Source organism: Bartonella sp. DB5-6, from assembly GCF_000278115.1.
Taxonomy (GTDB): domain Bacteria; phylum Pseudomonadota; class Alphaproteobacteria; order Rhizobiales; family Rhizobiaceae; genus Bartonella; species Bartonella refiksaydamii.
Window position 1 is genome coordinate 22,146 of sequence record NZ_JH725115.1, and the last position, 18,268, is coordinate 40,413.

14 protein-coding genes and 1 pseudogene are annotated in these 18,268 nt (G+C 38.8%); 4 read left to right on the forward strand and 11 right to left on the reverse strand.

What is annotated here, in order from left to right; genetic code table 11:
* Positions 1-22: 22 nt before the first annotated feature.
* From MCO_RS01475 to MCO_RS01485, 3 genes are all read right to left on the reverse strand, one after another.
* Complete coding sequence (locus MCO_RS01475) at positions 23-769, reverse strand: glutamine amidotransferase (RefSeq protein ID WP_007552158.1); 747 nt, start codon at positions 767-769, stop codon at positions 23-25.
* A gap of 95 nt (positions 770-864) precedes the next feature.
* Positions 865-2,421 (reverse strand): heme biosynthesis protein HemY, encoded by a 1,557-nt coding sequence (locus MCO_RS01480; protein ID WP_007552160.1) that lies wholly within the window; start codon positions 2,419-2,421, stop codon positions 865-867.
* An 11-nt stretch (positions 2,422-2,432) separates the two neighbouring features.
* Positions 2,433-3,605 carry a COG4223 family protein gene (locus MCO_RS01485; RefSeq protein ID WP_040298651.1) on the reverse strand — a complete coding sequence of 391 codons (1,173 nt, stop codon included), beginning with the start codon at positions 3,603-3,605 and terminating at the stop codon, positions 2,433-2,435.
* 382 nt (positions 3,606-3,987) lie between these two features.
* Between MCO_RS01485 and tsaD the strand changes: the two genes are divergently transcribed.
* The 3 genes from tsaD (at position 3,988) to MCO_RS01505 (ending at position 7,306) form a co-directional block, all read left to right on the forward strand.
* A complete protein-coding gene (tsaD, locus tag MCO_RS01490) occupies positions 3,988-5,082 on the forward strand; it encodes a tRNA (adenosine(37)-N6)-threonylcarbamoyltransferase complex transferase subunit TsaD (protein ID WP_007552165.1) in 1,095 nt (364 codons plus the stop codon).
* Between the two features lie 477 nt (positions 5,083-5,559).
* Positions 5,560-5,994 carry an EVE domain-containing protein gene (locus MCO_RS01495; protein WP_007552167.1) on the forward strand — a complete coding sequence of 145 codons (435 nt, stop codon included), beginning with the start codon at positions 5,560-5,562 and terminating at the stop codon, positions 5,992-5,994.
* Positions 5,995-6,622: 628 nt separating this feature from the next.
* Positions 6,623-7,306: a response regulator transcription factor gene (locus MCO_RS01505; RefSeq protein WP_007552169.1), complete on the forward strand. Its 684-nt coding sequence runs from the start codon at positions 6,623-6,625 to the stop codon at positions 7,304-7,306.
* A gap of 392 nt (positions 7,307-7,698) precedes the next feature.
* Here the strand turns inward: MCO_RS01505 and MCO_RS01510 are convergent, their stop codons facing one another.
* The 5 genes and pseudogenes from MCO_RS01510 to argH form a co-directional block, all read right to left on the reverse strand.
* On the reverse strand, positions 7,699-8,493 hold the full coding sequence (locus MCO_RS01510; protein WP_007552170.1) for a class I SAM-dependent methyltransferase: 795 nt from the start codon (positions 8,491-8,493) through the stop codon (positions 7,699-7,701).
* 229 nt (positions 8,494-8,722) lie between these two features.
* The gene (locus tag MCO_RS01515) at positions 8,723-11,158 is read right to left on the reverse strand and encodes a TIGR02302 family protein (RefSeq protein ID WP_007552171.1); all 2,436 of its coding nucleotides are present in this window, start codon (positions 11,156-11,158) and stop codon (positions 8,723-8,725) included.
* A 116-nt stretch (positions 11,159-11,274) separates the two neighbouring features.
* Positions 11,275-12,549, reverse strand: a complete 1,275-nt coding sequence (gene lysA / locus MCO_RS01520; RefSeq protein ID WP_007552172.1) for a diaminopimelate decarboxylase — start codon at positions 12,547-12,549, stop codon at positions 11,275-11,277.
* 9 nt (positions 12,550-12,558) lie between these two features.
* Entirely contained in the window at positions 12,559-12,738 is a 180-nt protein-coding gene (locus MCO_RS01525) for a lipoprotein (RefSeq protein ID WP_007552173.1), read from the reverse strand.
* A 62-nt stretch (positions 12,739-12,800) separates the two neighbouring features.
* Positions 12,801-14,217: pseudogene (gene argH / locus MCO_RS01530) on the reverse strand (argininosuccinate lyase).
* A 33-nt stretch (positions 14,218-14,250) separates the two neighbouring features.
* Between argH and MCO_RS01535 the strand changes: the two are divergent.
* Positions 14,251-14,931 (forward strand): TlpA disulfide reductase family protein, encoded by a 681-nt coding sequence (locus tag MCO_RS01535; protein WP_007552178.1) that lies wholly within the window; start codon positions 14,251-14,253, stop codon positions 14,929-14,931.
* Position 14,932: 1 nt separating this feature from the next.
* Here MCO_RS01535 and MCO_RS01540 read toward each other — a convergent pair whose 3' ends face one another.
* The 3 genes from MCO_RS01540 to MCO_RS01550 all read right to left on the reverse strand — a co-directional run bounded on the left by MCO_RS01540 (position 14,933) and on the right by MCO_RS01550 (position 17,810).
* Entirely contained in the window at positions 14,933-15,427 is a 495-nt protein-coding gene (locus tag MCO_RS01540; protein WP_007552179.1) for a YaiI/YqxD family protein, read from the reverse strand.
* Positions 15,428-15,439: 12 nt separating this feature from the next.
* Positions 15,440-16,294, reverse strand: a complete 855-nt coding sequence (locus MCO_RS01545; protein WP_007552180.1) for a YihY/virulence factor BrkB family protein — start codon at positions 16,292-16,294, stop codon at positions 15,440-15,442.
* A gap of 583 nt (positions 16,295-16,877) precedes the next feature.
* Positions 16,878-17,810 (reverse strand): prephenate/arogenate dehydrogenase family protein, encoded by a 933-nt coding sequence (locus tag MCO_RS01550; RefSeq protein ID WP_007552181.1) that lies wholly within the window; start codon positions 17,808-17,810, stop codon positions 16,878-16,880.
* Between the last annotated feature and the right edge of the window lie 458 nt (positions 17,811-18,268).

Sequence of the window (18,268 nt, forward strand, 5' to 3'; positions counted from 1 at the left end):
CAATGATTAAAACTCTTAACTCTCACACACTTACGACGGGTGTACAAAAAATTCGTTGCAATGCATTTTCAAACCATTGACTTAAAGCCTGATCATAGATTAAACGACCTTTCAAATGTGCAGAAGCGGGTTGGGCACCTTTTTCGGTCAATTTATGCGCTGAGCGAATCACTAAACGCCGCATCATAGCACGAGTAAATTCAGCATGAAATTGCAAACCCCATGCATTGTTTCCATAACGGAAAGCTTGTGTAGGATATGTATGACCTGTTGCCAAAAGCACTGCCTCTTTAGGTAAATCATAAATACCTTCATCATGAAAATGATAGACCATTTCTGGCCAATTCATCAACGCCTTTCCTTGTAGAGTGGCTTCTAAGGGATACCAGCCAACTTCAACAGTTCCGTCACTTCTTGTACCAACACGCCCCCCTAGATTTTGCGCTAACATTTGTGCTCCAAGACAAATACCCAAAAAAGGCTTATTCTCTTTCAGTGACAAAGAAATCCAATCAATTTCTTCAGTAATATATGCTTCCCTGTCATTCACACTCATCGGCCCGCCCAAAATAACAACACCAGCATAATGCTCCAATGTATTGGGAAGCTTTTGTCCTAAAATAGGACGATAAACATCAAGAACAAAACCGCTTTGTTGCAAAAATTTCCCCAAACGACCAGTATATGTAGATCGACGATGAATAACGACTGCAATTCTTGGTTTGCTCTTTCTCAGCTTTTTATCAAGACACCTTTGACTTAAAAACATTTTTTAACCACTCACTTTTACAATCAAGTAAAGTTTTATTTTTTAAGCACAATAGAATAATTTGAGCGAACAATATTCACTATAACCCTCTTTTTTTAAAATAAACGGAACTTCTCCTTTGGCAAAGGAGTCTCCTCTTCTTCTGTTTTAATCCCTGGATCATCAACATTTAAGTGAGTTCGACTAAAAGCTTTGACATTTCTTGTATCTTGTTTGCCTACCTGCATATTATGCAAAAGAGAATCCTCTACAGAAGATAATTCTTCAAGCCTCTTAACTTCAACACCAGAACTTTTCTCTATAATATCTTCTTTATTTTGTTTTTTTGGCACAATATTGGCAGCCTCTAATGTGAGAGGAGGCATACAGGGAGGCACTTTCCATTCAAAGCAACCTAGGCGTCCACTTATTGGAGAAACCGGCAACCAAGAAGAAAAAATGGACCCATCACACATCCACACCGGATCACGTTCAGCACGAAGTGCCAAAGAAAGCCATTGACGCACTGCTCCCTGATTATTTCCCTGTGCCTCTTCAATATCTGCCAACAACAAATAAACACTTTCTCGCGGATGATACTGAAGTGCTTTTTGGGCCTCCTCCCTTGCGAGTACTGTTTCACCAGCATCCAAAGCAGCCTTGGCAATAAGGAAAGCCGATTCAAATGTATCTTTATTATAAGAAGCAAGTGTCTTAGCCTTTTTTAATCGTCCAATGGCCCCTTCTTCTCTTTCAAGATAAAGCGCTCCCAAATCAGGATGAAGTTCTTTCTGCCAAGCTGTAATAATCATTTTATCAGCTTTACTCGTCTCATTTAATTTATAAAGAATATCAGCAGCAATAACTGTTATTGGAACAAAATCAGGTGCCAATTTATGTGCTTTCAAAATGGCGGTACGTGCTTCAGTAGGATGATTTTCGAACAGATGAAGCGCCTTCCCACTTAACAACAAAGCCTGTATATGCTGTCGCTCTGGAGTTGAACGGACAGAGCGCGGTAAAGTCTTTTGTGCTCGCTCAAACACACTGAGTGCTTTGTCCCATTGCCCGCTCACGCTAAGCTGATCAAGTACTGCTTGATGCGCCCATAAAAGTGCGGGCGATAAAGCCAATGCCTCTTCTGCATATTGCTGCGCTGCTTCATAAGCTTTACTCTTCATAGCTTCACGAAACAAACCGTACAGCCCAGCTAATTTTGTCGGTGTTTCTTTTCTCATCTCCTCATAAAGACCAATGGCGTGCAGAGAGTTATTTTGCAAAGATCGGATTTGGGCTTGTAAAAGCTTTACCAACGGCTCATGTTTTCCTGCAAGATATTTTATAACTTGGGCCTCCATTTTTTGTGCAAAAATACCATCTCCAGCAAAAACTGCAAGAAGCCCCTGTGAAAGAGCTTCATAACCACGCTTTTGGTGACGTTTATAAAAGTAACTGGAAAGAGCACTAGGTACAGAAAAAAATACAGATAAAAGCCACCATAAAAACGCCAGCATTCCAAACAGTAAAATGAGCGCACTTAAAGCTGTTAGCAATGAAAAAGAAAACCGAAAGTGCAAAAATGTTATAACAAAAACACCATTGTGGTTAGCTACCCATCCGAAAGCAAGTCCGAGCACACATACAACAAAACTATAAATAAAAACACGTATCATCTTGAGCCTATTTACATCTTTGTTGCTTTAAAAGGCCCTTGTTGCACAGACACCAACAACTGTTGAAGAAAATGATGAACAGCAACGTGTTTTTCAAGTTGATGAATAAAATCTACTGAAACATCTTTTGCATTTTGGGGCAACGTTTTCCATTCACTCAAAGCCTTTTCATAATCACCCGCCTGAATAGCAACTTCCATCCGTGCCGCAATCGCCCCTAATGTCATTCCTTCAACATTACCAATTGGCCGCGAGACAATGAGACCTTTTATCCATGCCAAAATCCGTCCCCCAAAACCAACATCTGATGCCACATCATTTTGCGTACCAACGATTGCATCTGCAACACGAGCAAAATCAGCTGAAAGTTGCGCTGAACTTGGAAGACCTATCATAGCTGTCTTTTGCAACAGATCAAGTCCCTCAATTGAAGGTGATAATTGCTGTAACAATTTTAATTCATTACTATAAGACCCACCACGTTCTACAGCGTTTTTGAGGGAACTAATTGCAATAAAGAGCGCAGTATTTATTTTATGTTCATCATTTTTAGCAGAAATCTCTTCCTGCATAATCTTTAACTGTTGCTTTAACACAACAAGATCATTTGCATTGCTTTGTCCAGCAGACAAAGCTGTTTCTATCTCTTTTGATACACCTGCTAAAGCTTGCGCAGATTCTTCAAGACCTCTTACTTTTTCCTCTAAAACTCCAAAAGCTTTTCTGTTTTCTTCTCGCGATGCTTCATCACTTCGCGTTGTTTCAACCTGTCGTGATGAAAAAGAGGAAAATTCTGTTTTCAACGCATCAATTTCTTCAAACACCCGCTCCAATTGCTCTCTTATTTCTTCTCTTTGACTTTTTGCGGTTTCCGCAATTTGTAAAGCTTTTTCTCCACCAACATGACTTTCCACGAAAGAAAAAGGAAGCAAGCCCACCCATTGAAACCCTATCAAAAAGCCTAAAGCAATGAGACCACCAAAAATTCCTGAAATAAACGAGAACAGCCAAGTCAAACCAGACCCGTGTTTACTTTGCATACTTTGTTTCTCTGTATCCGTTTCTACAGAGTTTTGTATGACTTGCTCTGAATCATGGCTCACAGCTTCATGTTCAATCACAGGCTTTTTACGGCGATCACCAGTATAATGCGGTTTAACTTTTGGTTTTGAAGAGTCTACCATTTCTATCACTTTTTGTGCATAATTTCTTTTAACGATAAAATAATAAAATGAAAAAAGTTTTAAAATTAAGCTTTTCTCAAATACCATAGCTCGTTTTACACTCTTTTTACAAAAAGTATAACCTTATCAAAATTTCTAACATTACATCTCTATCAGAAATATTTGTAATGATATAATTTAATAAAACTGTATTATTGAAAATAAAGACGTCTTTTATACTGAAAGAGAGAGCTTGTTATTATATTCACGAAAAGTGTTAAACCACATTTTTTCATAGAAAAATAAACTCCAAAAGAAGATCCCCCAAGAGAAATTCTTTGCATCTTTGCCTGTCCGTGGTACGCACACAGGAAAGAATCTTCAACATAAGGTTTTGTTTGAAATGCGCCTGTTGGGAATAGAAACAAGTTGTGATGAAACAGCAGCGGCTGTCGTGGAATATAATAATAAAGGAGACAGTAACATTCTTTCCAATATTGTTTGGAGCCAAATTGATCATCATGCACCTTACGGCGGTGTTGTCCCTGAAATTGCCGCCCGTGCCCATGTTGAAATTCTCGATAGTTTAATTTTGAGAGCACTAACAGAAGCGAATACAAAATTAAAAGAGCTTGACGCCATTGCAGCCACAAATGGCCCAGGTTTGATAGGAGGACTTTTAGTCGGAGTTATGAGTGCAAAAGCACTCTCTCTTGCCACCGGAAAACCTTTTATTGCCGTAAATCATCTAGAAGGACATGCTTTAACAGCCGTTCTAACGCATAATGTTGATTTTCCCTATTTATTGCTGTTGGTTTCAGGTGGTCATACACAAACAATCCTTGTTCACGGAATAGGTAACTACCAGCGTTTAGGAACTACTATTGATGACGCATTGGGAGAAGCTTTTGATAAAACAGCAAAACTTTTAGGTCTTCCTTATCCTGGAGGTCCAGCACTGGAAAAAGCAGCTTTATTGGGTGATAAAAATCGTATCCCTCTTCCACGACCTTTAAAAGGTGAAAAACGGTTAGATTTCTCTTTTTCTGGTCTCAAAACCGCCGTTCGACAAGCAGCAACAGCCATGGCTCCTCTTACAGAAAGCGATGTTGCCGATATTGCGGCAAGTTTTCAAGCAGCAGTTACCGATACAGTATATGATCGCGTTCATTTGGCTCTGCAACACTTTATCCACCAATATCCCTTCTCTCAATATCAAAAACGCCGTCCACCTGCTTTAGTTGTCGCAGGCGGAGTTGCTGCCAACCAAGCCATTCGATCCACATTGCAAGAACTCGCACACCAACACGGTTTTGAATTTATAGCTCCCCCTCTCTCCTTATGTACCGATAATGCTGCAATGATTGCTTTTGCCGGTGCACAAAAACTCGTACGAGGAGAAACAAGCCCCTTTGATATCGCCCCCCGCTCACGCTGGCCTCTGGACGAAAAAGCTGCTCCCTTAATTGGGATGGGACGCCGTGGAACAAAAGCATAAGAAAAATAAAGCAGTGCTTATATCCTCCACGAAAAACAATACGGAACACCATCATTTAACAACTGCTCGTTGCCGTATGGCTATTATCATTGTAGATTTTAAGCCTTTGAAATTAATTTACTTGCATCATTTTTTCAACTCAACACAATCATATTGACAAGCCTTCCCAGACCAAAGTTAAAAAACACCCAAACTTTTTATATTTAACGCTTTACTTTAAGCCTATTCTTCAACCACACGCATACCTTTTCTGCTGGAAATGAGTGAAGATAAGACATTTTCATACATCATATGAAAACATAAAAAATATGGCTCATTTTTCTACCACAATTCGACAATTTTCAATCAAGAAAACACAAATCGATAATATGCACTCTTTATTCCATTTTAAAAATCATATTTTATGACGTTATACAGATGCTTATAAAAACGCACATGACTTATGAAATACAGAACAGTCTATGAAAAGGAGAGAGCATGGCTTATTGGCTTTTTAAATCTGAACCCCATAAATGGTCATGGGACATGCAAAAGCAAAAAGGTGCTGATGGTGAACAATGGGATGGTGTACGCAATTACCAAGCCCGTAACAATATGCGCGCTATGAAATATGGCGACAAAGGTTTTTTTTATCATTCAAATAAAGGATTAGAAATCGTAGGCATTGTAGAAGTCTGTGCTGAAGCACATCCTGACTCTACTACCTCTGATCCACGCTGGGAATGTGTGGATATCCGTGCACTTTGTGATATGCCAACACCTGTTTCATTAAAACAGATTAAAGCAAATACAAAACTGGAAAATATGGTGCTGGTCAATGCCAGCCGCTTATCAGTACAACCTGTAACAGAAGATGAATGGAAAGAAATCTGTTTGATGGGCAACCTTGAGATGAAAACGTTTTCAACCTAAAATGATAATTTTTGGTCGTTGGCTAATATGCAGCAAAAGATGTTCCATGTCACGACAAAAGAGCACGATATATCCTTCTGTCGGCCTATAATCTTCTCGCGCTAAATGCATAAAAATGGCACTCCCTTTTGCTATTTTTTGTTCTGTACTATTCTAATCCAACATAAAAACGATAGCATAAAGGCCATCTTCACACTTCACGATGCATCTTTTCAGCACTACGGCAGGAAGGAAGGCGTACTAAGCAATTATAATTGGCATCACCACTTGCATCACACCAATCATCTTGCACTCGAATACAACGAAAAGGCAAAATGGAACATAGGAAAGAACGACAAGAATTACTACGAAATTCGCTCAAACAAGGCATATGAACCAGAGGTACTGTGCTATCAATTTCACGCTTAAAAGCAGAAATACCAACTCGCCCTAGAGCGCAGAAAAAATAATTCTGACCAACGCGTAAAATACCCCGCGTGTCATCACCGGCTTGTTGCGCATAACCATAGAAGCAATAAAAGTTTGTTTTTTATAGCGTTTCTTTTGTAATTTTCCTTGCATAAAATCTCATTTTTCATGAAACTACCCTCCACCACTTGGTGTATCAACAGATTTTATAAGGAAAAAAATGAACCGCTACACCCTTTTAATCGTTGAAGAAAATGATGATCTGCGCCCCATTTTGGTAGAACAATTGCAAATGCATGAAGAGTTTGAAGTATTCCAGGCAAAAACGGCTGAAGCAGGTATAACAATAACCCAAGAGAAAAATGTTGATCTCGCTATTTTTGGTATTGAACTGTCTGATCTTGATGGACATAAAGCCATTAGGAAATTGCGCACTCAAGGCTTTCGCGCTCCCATTATCATGATAACAAATCATGATACAGATTGCGATACCATTTTAGATCTTGAAGCAGGCGCTAATGATTATGTAGCAAAACCCTTTCGCTTTGCAGTGTTATTGGCACGAATCCGCGCTCAATTACGTCAATATGAGCAAAATAACGATATAATCTCATATATTGGTCCCTATACTTTTAAACCAAGACAAAAGCTTCTCATTGATCAACACAACAACAAAACACACCTCACAGAAAAAGAAACAGCAATTCTTAAATACCTCTATGACACCAATGACAAAATCGTGAGCCGTGAAACACTGTTAGAACAAGTTTGGGGTTATAACGAAAACATTGTCACCCATACCTTAGAAACTCATATTTATCGTTTACGACAAAAAATCGAAAAAGACCCCTCTAATGCACAGATTCTCATCACCGATCAAAATGGCTATCGCTTAAACCTTTAAAGCTTCTCGAACATTGACAACTTCAAAAACGTTTTTGATGCCTCAATTTTTCTCTAAAACAGAATAAAAAACAGAAATTAGACACAACACTTCGATTTATAATTATAATTTACCGTTCTGCTACTGGAATGAGAACCTCTAATAGAGTGAGTTTGTCTCATTGCAAATCCATCTTATAATGAACTAATGGAAACCTTTTGCTTGCACATCATAAGTAAGATAGGCGTGTATATAAAAAGCCATTTGAGACAAAATTTAATACACCTCTCAAAAACCGTTTTAATACAAGAGAAGTCGCGACGTTCTGAGCTAGCAGAGAGAATGATAGCACCCACTTGCCCCTCTCGCATAAGTAAAAATGGCGGTACCCTATGGGTTTTGCGTTATATGCTTCACGGACACTGTCGTGAAATATCCCTTGGAGCAAAGTGAAAAGAGCTTTCGTAAGCTTGTGGAGATAACGCAGGAATAAAAATACGCCGCGATTGTCGACGCTGTACAAGTAAGCCTTGATAAGTACGTTTCTTTGCCTGACACATTAAGAGTCCGCCAAAATAAGGCAAAAAATGACGTGTAAATGGCTCATAAAAAAATGAAAATAACCGCGAGACATAACCTGAAGAAGGCGTATAATGTACAATTTCTTGCACTGGTCCAGAGATAAAATTTGTTTTTTCAAACAAACGAACAATCTGTTGCCGACTATAAGGTTCGCCGTAACCAAAAGGTGTACAAGTATTGCGCGCCCAAAAGCCAAGGCGATTAGGAACAATAACAATCAAGCTGCCATTGGGAGCTAAAACACGCCATATTTCATTCAATGTTTCGTATGAATTTTCTGTATATTCAAGCGCATGTACCAGTAAAATACAATCAACTGAAGCATCAGAAAGCGGCAAATCTTCTTCAAAAACAAGTGCTGTAGCGACTTTCTCAGCACAAGGCCAAGGTGAAGCACCCTGTGCAGCAGGCATAAAAGCGAAACATTGTTGCGCACGTGTACGCAACACAGAAAGATAAGGAAGTGCATACCCCAAACCCATAACCCGTTTATCAGTAAGATCAGGCCACCATAAATTTAATTGGTCACACAGCGTTACCTGCACACACAGCCCAAGTGCCGAAGCGTAAAAATCTTTCAGTGTGATTATATCCAACTCAACATACCGTGTAGAAAAAAACTTCAAACATCACAAGGTTTCATATACCCCACTTATATGGATTCCTGCCTTCTCTCCGCCATGACGGAAACCTTAATATTTTATACTTTAAACCCAAATAACAAAAAACGTATAGAATATTCTAGGATCACTTCATGACAAGCACTTTCACCATTCTTTTTATCCTTGAATTTCGCATCCTGAAAAAACTTCCAACGCATCCTTTTTGACATCAGTTAAAAGAAATACAAAGTGATTAATTAAAATGAAGCAGTCTTTCAAGATAGTTTTTTTCTTCTTCTAGAATATGCTCCTTACCAAGACGTTTGCGAATTTCTTCCAAAATCTGTCGCGCACGCATTTGATTACTTTCTTGTTGTATAGCCATACCCTCCTGCCCTTCTTGATCCGTTTTTGGAGAAAGTGAGCGTCCCAGCGGATCTTCAGGACTAGAAACAGCATTTTGATTTTCTCCGGCTTCTTTAAGTACTTCACGCATTTTTTCTAAAATATTTTGCGCACCTTGCCGCAAAGATTCTAAAGCATCTGACTGATTTTGTATGGATATTTGACTATTTCCGTGTTCAAGAGCATTTTCTGCAGAGTTCATTTTTTCTTTTGCCCTTTTGAATGCACCATTTGGTTTAAACCCTTGCGCTAATAATTCTTTTTCTAACATTGATAATTCAGACTGCAACTCAGCTTGACGTTTTTTTAAAGATTTTCTTTGCTTTTCCGGTATAGTTTCTCCACGCTGCTGTTCCATTTCTAATTGATGTGTTTCATTAAGAATTTCTTGCTGACGATGCATTAAATCTCCAAGCTGATCCATTTTTTCTTTCATTTGTGCAGATTTACTCTGACCTTTCTCCTCATTTTGATTACCTTTTTGCACTTGCAAATGATCAAGAGTCTGTTCAACTTCAGCTAACAGCTGTTCGGCTGCTAAAGAAGAGCCCACCTTGGCCATTTCTTCAATTAAATCGAGCTTTTTTTGTAATGAATCTTCTGAAAGATTTGGAGAGTTAAAATTGCCTTTGTTAGGGCTGCTCTTATCTTGTGCATTTTCAGCCAAAGCGTGAATATAATCATCCATAGCTTGACGTAAATCTGCTATAAGGCGTTCAATTTCTGTAGCTGGAGCACCATAACGAAGTGCATCACGTAAAGCAGCTTGTGCTTGTTTTAAATTTTTCTGGGCAGATTCGAACTGATTGCCTTCCATACCCAAAGCTATCTGCCATAAATAATCGACAACGCTGCGCAAATCATCTTCTGTTTCTGCCATAGAAAGCCTTGTCCACGCACTCTGTAAAACAAGAAAATGTGTGATATTTTTAAGCCCCTCTTCTGGGCGCACAAACAAAGCAGAAAGCATATCAAGTACATGCTCTTTTGCGCAAGCATTAAGAACCAGCAAACGACGCAATTCAATCACTGCGCGCGCAACAGGATTGGAAAAAACACGCTGTGGTAATGTCATAACAAAAGTTTTGCTACGACCTTGCTGCCCCGCACCATCTTCTGCCACCAAAGTTATTTTAACTTCTGAACCAGCCCATGGATGCGTCGCCACATCTTGTACCGTCCTCATTTTACCCTTTCCACCACGTGGAAGAAGAAGTTTTATTTCAGGTGCCTTATAAAGAGAGGAAGTATTTTTGTGCTGATTTAAAAAAGGCTCTATTGCAACAAAAGCTTTTGTCACACCATAATCATCATCCAGCTCATACTGAAGTTCTAATGAACCAGTCAAAATCCGCCCCGGTTTTTCTAGCCAACGAATTGTTGGGGATTGATCTTTAATCACCTGCAAATGCCACTGTTGTTGCTTATGACGTGATGAGACAAACAAAACTATTGAATGTTTTAAATGTGTTTCAAAATGAACAACTGAATCATCCAAAGCCACCTTTTCGTTTTTCTTTGAAAACAAAACTTCGCGCGCATCTTCTTCAGATTTTGCTTTCACCGTAACACCAGCACCATTGAAAATACGTACAACGACGTCACTCCCTTCAGGAACTGCAAGCTGTGTTTTTTCATCTTTTGTTAAATAAATAGGCGCAACACCGGTATAAGCAGGAGGTGTTACCCAAGCATCAATCCGCATAGATGTTTCATCAACAAGAGGGCGGAAATCAAACGCATCTGCCAAACGCCCCCCAAGCGAGCCAAAAGAAAAACTAAAAGCACACACACAAAGAAGAATACATAAAGTCCTCAGTGCCAAAGGATCACGAGCTGCACTATTAGGATAGATAAATCCGGTTTTTAAATGATATAATTGTTTGGCCATGCGGCGTTGATGTTCGCGCCAAACAATTGCTCTAAAATCTTCACTATTTTCGGAACATAAATGATCTGTTTGAACGCTTAAAGGCTGATTTTTAAGATCGTTTTCTTGTTCAAGACGCTGATTAATTTCCCTCGTTGTAGGAAACCGAAAATGAATAAGAAAAAACAAACTCCCCACAGCAAAAAAAAGCATAAACCCAAGTAAGAGTAAATGTGGCCAATAACCTAGAATACCAAAAATACCAAACCAACTAAGCGAACAAAAGAGACTAAGAATTAAGAAAAACGGCAACAACCGCACCCATATCCGCTCAAATGAGAGGATAAACCACATTAAAATGCGCACATACAAAAGCTTTATTCCTGCAAAACTTCTGATGTTTTCATTTTTCATAGACAAAAATTTGTCCCCTTTTACAGTGGCAAATTGCGATTATAAAACCCATACAAAACTATTTCCAGAAAATAAATTGTTTCATCAAAGTTTAGTAAAAATAAGACCACAAACACTTAACAACACTCGAGCCAATCTGGAATATGGTCACAGCCTATCAATTGCGCATAATCAAGACGCGGACGAATAATCGCGTAACGCGTATCTTGAACAAGAACTTCTGGTACCAAAAGCCGACTATTATAGGTACTCGCCATCACCGCACCATAAGCGCCCGCTCCCGTAAATACCAAAAGATCACCTGTAGCCAAAATAGGAACACAACGATCTAATGCCAAATAATCTCCGGTTTCACAAACTGAACCAACAATATCTGCCCGAATAAGCGACGCATCATTTGATGCTTGTTTCACAAGCACTACATTCTGCCAAGCATCATAAAGCGTTGGACGTATAAAATCATTCATTGCCGCATCAACAATAACGAAATTTCGCCCTTTCCCTCTTTTTAAATAGAGAACAGAAGTCACCAACACACCAGCTTCGCCAACAATGCTACGTCCCGGCTCCACGATAATATTGATCCCTAAAGGTGAAATAAGCTTCTTTACAAGCGCTGCGTAATCAAAAAGAGAAGGTATGTTATGCTGTTCATTACCGTATGCAATACCAAGCCCACCACCAATATCTATATGCGTTATCGCATAACCATCGCTCCATAATTGACGCACAAAATCTGCGACAATAAGAAAAGCCTCCTCAAACGGTTTTAAATCACAAATCTGACTTCCAATATGCATATCGACACCACAAACCTGTAATCCAGGTAAAGAATCCGCTTTTTTGTAGGCTTCTCTTGCCAACAACAGCGGAATACCGAATTTATTCTCAGATTTTCCCGTTGTAATTTTCTCATGAGTCTTTGCATCAACATCTGGATTAATGCGTAGTGAAATCCGTGCTGTTTTTGAAAGTGCAGCAGCACGAGCTGACAATTGTTCGAGTTCCGATTCTGATTCAACATTAAAGCAATAAATATCTTGAGAAAGGGCAAAATCTATCTCTTGCACTGTTTTACCAACACCAGAATAAATAATACGCTGCGCAGGAATCCCAACAGCAAGAGCACGCCGCAACTCACCTTCTGAAACAACATCAGCTCCCGATCCATTCAAGCCAAGAAGCCGTAAAACAGCTTGATTAGAATTGGCTTTAACCGCGTAAGCAATCAAACTGGGCATCTCTTGAAATGCCCTTTGATACTCCTGAAAACGCTCCACCAATGCACTAGCCGAATAACAATAAAAAGGTGTTCCAACATCCTGAGCAAGAGCAGAAAGCGAAAGCCCTTCAGCATGAAGTATGCCTTGATGATAAGTGAAAAAATGCATATGCTCCCCTTACTGTATCAAATGATCAAGCACAAAAGGTTTATCTTCTTCACTTTTAGTAGAAGGAGCTCCTCGCACAGGCTTTTCCATAGTTGAATAAGGCACCTCTAATGGCCCTTTACGACCGCACCCAACAATAACAACACACCCCAAAAGGACAATTGTTAAATTCTTTAAAATGATTTTCATACGCCCTTTTTTCTCCTATCAATACTTCTTTTTATTATTTTTTGGACTTACAATCCATCCATTCAGACAGTTACAAGGCGTTTTTTCCAATAGGCAATTGACAAAGTATTTCTGAAGGCGCTGTTCCATTAAAACTTTTACGGCTTTTAACTGATTTTTCAACCGAAAAAAAATCAAAAAACGCCACATGAATATCTGGATATATCGCTTGAAGTTCAACCAATGGCAAATCATTCAAAGCACATTGTTTCGTTTCTGCCAATGCTATAGCACACCTCATAATATGGTGTGCTTCACAAAAAGGAAGCCCTAACTCACGCACAAATCAATCGGCAAAATTCGTCGTGGTTGCATAAGTTGCGGTTACATAACCAGAATCAGCTGCTTGTTTCACAGCCCCTTCATTAACTTTAAGATCACCCATAATCCCTGTCATTACTTCCAGCGCTAACTCTAGACACAAAGCCCCATCAAACCAAACATTGTTTATCTTCCTGCATATCTTTTGAATGAGAAAGAGGCAATTCTTTCACACCGTTAACAATCCAAACGGATCCCCATTCAGCTACCCACTTTTTGCACGCACAAATTTCGCAACATCGAGATTTCTCTTTTGTGACATAATGGATAAACCGTTTGAAAAAGCGTCCGATAAACGAATAAAATGAAATTGTTCACTCAAACCAAAGGACAATTTCTTCTGCTAAACGCGAAAGATGCGTTGCACAACGAGCACCAACGCTTAAAAACTCCAACGCAAAATCACGATCAAAAACATTATCAATTGAATTACATACTGGTTCTCGAAAATCTAACGCTTTTGCCGTCATAAAACGATCAATCAGAAAGCTTGTACTTGCCAAAGCCGTAGCCCACAAGAGCGATTCATTCATTCGCTTAACTACATCGCATATTCGTGATAAACTTCAATCAAACATTTCAGCATAAGCCAATCATATAAGACAAAATGCTACAGGCTGTGCCGATTGTAAATACATAAAACCTAGCATAAAGGTACCGATATACTGTTCTGCTCGAACAAGCAATTACCCTATTAATCTTTTTAAAGCTTGCGCTATTCTCTGCGACGCCTCACATACTTACAAACGTAAATCAACAGCAGCTTGATCATTGCGTAAAGGCGCCGTATATGCAAATGCCTTGCTACATAACCAATCAATGCACTCAACCGTACTGCAATATTCATATGAATATCTTCAAGCCTTCGTGAAAAAATAAACTTACCATCTTCAATTTTTTTGACGAATAAGCTCTAAACCATGAATAATTTTTTCATAATCTGATAGTGAAGTAATTTCCGTTTGCGCTAACATTTCCACATAAGCAATAAGCTTTCGATATCTTGCCGATAAAGTTTCTAATCAAAATCAATTGTAGCATTAATTTTTTTCATAATTGCGCAGATCCTGTTATAAAATAGCCACCCCATCTTTTGTTCTTTAACTGTTCATCAGTTATACTCTGAAAACACCCATAAAAAGGATAAAAACCATGATTCCTCAAACTCAAAAAAAGAAGAACAAAAAGAGGCTCTTCATCGCATCATTTTTTGTTATCGTGATCTTATCTGCTATCAGCTTATACGCAATAAAAAGCCCTCATGACAAGGTAATGTCCTTTTTCACCATTTCCGGAAAAAATGCCGAAAAAACACAAGAAGAAAAAATAACAGCAATCAGAAAAGCAGCAAAAGGCTTTTTTACCCACATGCGGTTTGCTGATACACTCTCAGATATGAATCAACTTTCTTTCAAAGATATTCAAAAAAAAGATCACAAACTCGGCGAATTTACCGGAAAACCCCTGTTGATCAATCTATGGGCTATTTGGTGTGCCCCCTGCCGCACGGAAATGCCCGAACTAGCGCAATTAAAACGTGAGATGGGTGGAGAAAATTTTGATGTCATAGCTATTAATATAGACAAAACAGCCTCTTCTGAAAAAATTCAGAAATTTTTACAAGATGTTCACGCTGATAATTTACTCTATTATCGCGATGAAACAATGGATATTTTCAACAACGTTAGAAAACAAGGGCTTGCTTTAGGGTTACCCGTCACACTTCTTATCAATAAAGAGGGGTACCTTATTGCTTCATTCAATGGTGCAGCTCCATGGGCCAATGACGATGCAAAAGCGCTTATAAAAGCTGTTATAAAAGAAGCACAATAACCTAATAACCGCGCCTTTTTAAACGTTGTATAACGAGATCTAGTGCTGACAAAAAAGCAGAACGATCTTTGCGAGACAAAGGACGAGGTCCTCCTGTTATATGCCCTTGTCCTCGTAAATCTTCCATCAAATTGCGCATAGCTAACGCTTGACCGATTGAACTTGCATCAAAAACACGCCCCACTGGCGAAAGACAAACGCCTCCAGCCCGCACAACGCGTGCTGCTAAAGGGATATCACTAGTAACAACAACACTAGCTTCATGTACATGTTCTACAATCCAATCATCCGCACAATCAAGTCCGCCAGAAACGACCACTCTTTCAATGAGTGTTTCATCTGGAAGAGAGAAAAAACGATTTGCTACAACAAAGGTTTTTAACTGATAACGATTCATAACACGATAAATTTCTGCTTTTACAGGACAAGCATCTGCATCAATCAACAAAGTGATGGCAGGTTTTACTCGTGTATTCGTTACTTGTCTTTCACACAATAATAGGTTCTTTCATTCATCTGAAAATCGTAAATGCTTGCGATAAAACATTATTGCTGCGTTTATTTCACCTCCCAAAATAAAAATTGCGCTCAACATGTAAAGAAAAATAATCGCAACCATAACAGATGCTAACCCCGCATAAGTAGAAATATAATCAAACATTGTTAAATATTGCGCAAAAGCAATAGAAGCCATAAACCACACTGACATCGTTACCACGATTCCTGGTAAAATATCTACAAATTTCCGCCGCTCTGCCGGTAACCATTTATGAACGATCAAAAGACTTACAAAGAGAACAACTGCTGCAATTATGTAACGCCATAAACGAATTATACCAATATATTCGGTAATAAAAAAAGAATGATTTTGCATAATTTTGATCAGTAAAGGTGCCAAAATCAATAAAAAGCTGATCACAACAAGACCAACGGTACCAAGAATTACAAAAAACAAACTTTGAAAACGACAAAACAACAAACTACGTCGATCAACAACGCGATAAGCTTTATTTAAAGCTGTACGCAAAGCCTCTATCCCATTAGAGGCAAAATAGGCTGCTCCAATGACAGAAAGTGTTAACACGCCCCTTCGCTGAATAGTTAAAACATTGATAATTTCCTGAAATAAAGGCTCTGCAATGACATCTGGCAACAACTGTACAAGCGCTTTTATTTTTTGCGGCGTGTAAGTAAAAGCACCGATAAAACTGGCAAGAGATGTCCCAAAAATAACGAAAGGGAAAAATGCTAAAAGCCCAGAAAGAGCGATATGACTGGCAAAAGCACTACCATTACCACGCCAATAATGGCTTACTGCATCAACAAGAATACGATAGCTATACCAAAAGATATTTCTTAACAAATCTTAATACTTTCTGGTAACACTCTTTCTAACTTATGCAAGCTCTATAAAAATCATTAAAATCTAAAAACGAACCTCTACCAATATAAAGTACAATGATCAATATGGTCAAGCCTCACTTCGTAGCAAAACCGCAAAGAACACCTACCAAAGACGATAAAATCTATCCATATCAACCCATTCATATAGTCGGCAAAACAGGTAGGCGTCTACAAAAACCTACCCCAAGCAATCTGTGATATTACAAATTGGATACATACCAAATAACTTTTTCAAACCTCAGAATATGCCAAATGCCGCGAAAGAGCAATCTAAGTATAAACGCAGTGCGCGAGATTGACTAGAAATAATCCTTAACATAAGCACAAAAAAGCAACGCGTTATATAAAGATCCACAACTCCTTAATTCGGGAGCCCCTCTTCTAAATCTCATGATCTCCTTATGCATCACATGCTACAGATAATAATCTTGCACACATAAAACCTTTTAAACTTTAGTCATCTGTACCCGATCAATCACTTATCTTCTTTACGGCAATTCGCAACTTCAAAGGAATATAGATTTCTAGAAAAAACTTTGTTTTTATCCCCTCTCCTTAGAAACATTATGACGTCCAAAATCAGGAGCATCAATTTCCTGCCCCGCAGCAATAATATTACGTCGCACAGCACGTGTACGCGTAAAAAAGTTAAACAATGTCTCACCATCTCCCAAACGAATTGCCTGTTCTAAAGAAGCGATCCCTTCATTAAAACGGCTCAACATTTCTAAAATAGCATCCTTATTATGTAAACAAATATCTCGCCACATAACAGGATCAGAAGATGCCAAACGCGTAAAATCACGAAAACCAGACGCAGAATAAGCAATCACTTCTGAATTCGTCACTTTTTCTAAATCACTCGCTGTCCCAACAGTGTTATAAGCAATCAAATGCGGCAAATGCGAAACAATCGCCAAAACAAGATCATGATGTTTAGGAGTCATCTTCTCGACACGCGCACCACAAGCCTCCCAAAACGCTGTCAATTGCGTGACAGCTACAGCATCACTTTCAGCAAAAGGAGTTAAAATACACCAGCGATTCATAAATAAATCAGCAAAACCAGCATCCGGTCCTGAATATTCAGTTCCCGCAATCGGATGGCCAGGAATAAAATGAACTGTTTTTGGTAATAAAGGCGCCATTTCCTCAATAACCAAGGCTTTTGTAGAGCCAACATCAGTCACAATCGCTCCCGCCTTTAAATGATCACGAATAGTTTTTGCCACCTCTGCACTCGCTCCAACAGGAACAGAGACAATCACTAAATCTGCCCCTTCAACAGCTTCTGCATTATCGGTTGTATAAAAATCCCCAAGTTCCAACTCATGCGCCCTTTTCAAAGTTTCTTGCCGTCGTGTTGCAATAGAAATTTGAACTGCAAGATTTTTCTTTTTAATCACTCTTGCTAAAGAAGAACCAATAAGACCGATTCCAATGAGTGCTATTTTTTCAAACTGAATATGGAGCATCTTTCACCTTTAAAAACTCTTTGAAAAAGGTAACAAAACCACGATTTTTCTCTCTATTTGTTCAAGATTTATGTACCAAACATTTAAAAAACCACAACCGATAAAAGAACAAATAAAATCACACGCAGCCCAATAATCGTCTGCGCAAACCACTAACAGATCATTTTTACCTAGAAAATGCACAAAAAAATAAGTAATAGAAAACGTAACATCAAACCCTAAAATCTGACAATTCATTGCTTACAAGCATGCATTACTAAACAGATACTAATCTTCGTATAGTGCTTGAGTTACATTGTACCAAACTCTCTGATAACAACAGTCAATATAATTTTCTAATGTTGAAAATTCCGTTAAACAAATCGTGCAAAAAGATGCCGTAATTCTAAAAGTATGTTTTCTTCCCTCAACGCCATAAATCAAGCCAATGAGGCAAACGCGTTCTCCCACAAAGAAAA

Coding starts and splice junctions, on each gene's coding strand:
- MCO_RS01495 (WP_007552167.1), top strand. CDS start 5,560: ATGGCTTATTGGCTTTTTAAATCTGAACCCCATAAATGGTCATGGGAC.
- MCO_RS01505 (WP_007552169.1), top strand. CDS start 6,623: ATGAACCGCTACACCCTTTTAATCGTTGAAGAAAATGATGATCTGCGC.
- MCO_RS01550 (WP_007552181.1), bottom strand. CDS start 17,810: ATGCTCCATATTCAGTTTGAAAAAATAGCACTCATTGGAATCGGTCTT.
- MCO_RS01535 (WP_007552178.1), top strand. CDS start 14,251: ATGATTCCTCAAACTCAAAAAAAGAAGAACAAAAAGAGGCTCTTCATC.
- MCO_RS01485 (WP_040298651.1), bottom strand. CDS start 3,605: ATGGTAGACTCTTCAAAACCAAAAGTTAAACCGCATTATACTGGTGAT.
- MCO_RS01515 (WP_007552171.1), bottom strand. CDS start 11,158: ATGAAAAATGAAAACATCAGAAGTTTTGCAGGAATAAAGCTTTTGTAT.
- MCO_RS01525 (WP_007552173.1), bottom strand. CDS start 12,738: ATGAAAATCATTTTAAAGAATTTAACAATTGTCCTTTTGGGGTGTGTT.
- lysA (WP_007552172.1), bottom strand. CDS start 12,549: ATGCATTTTTTCACTTATCATCAAGGCATACTTCATGCTGAAGGGCTT.
- MCO_RS01480 (WP_007552160.1), bottom strand. CDS start 2,421: ATGATACGTGTTTTTATTTATAGTTTTGTTGTATGTGTGCTCGGACTT.
- tsaD (WP_007552165.1), top strand. CDS start 3,988: ATGCGCCTGTTGGGAATAGAAACAAGTTGTGATGAAACAGCAGCGGCT.
- MCO_RS01475 (WP_007552158.1), bottom strand. CDS start 769: ATGTTTTTAAGTCAAAGGTGTCTTGATAAAAAGCTGAGAAAGAGCAAA.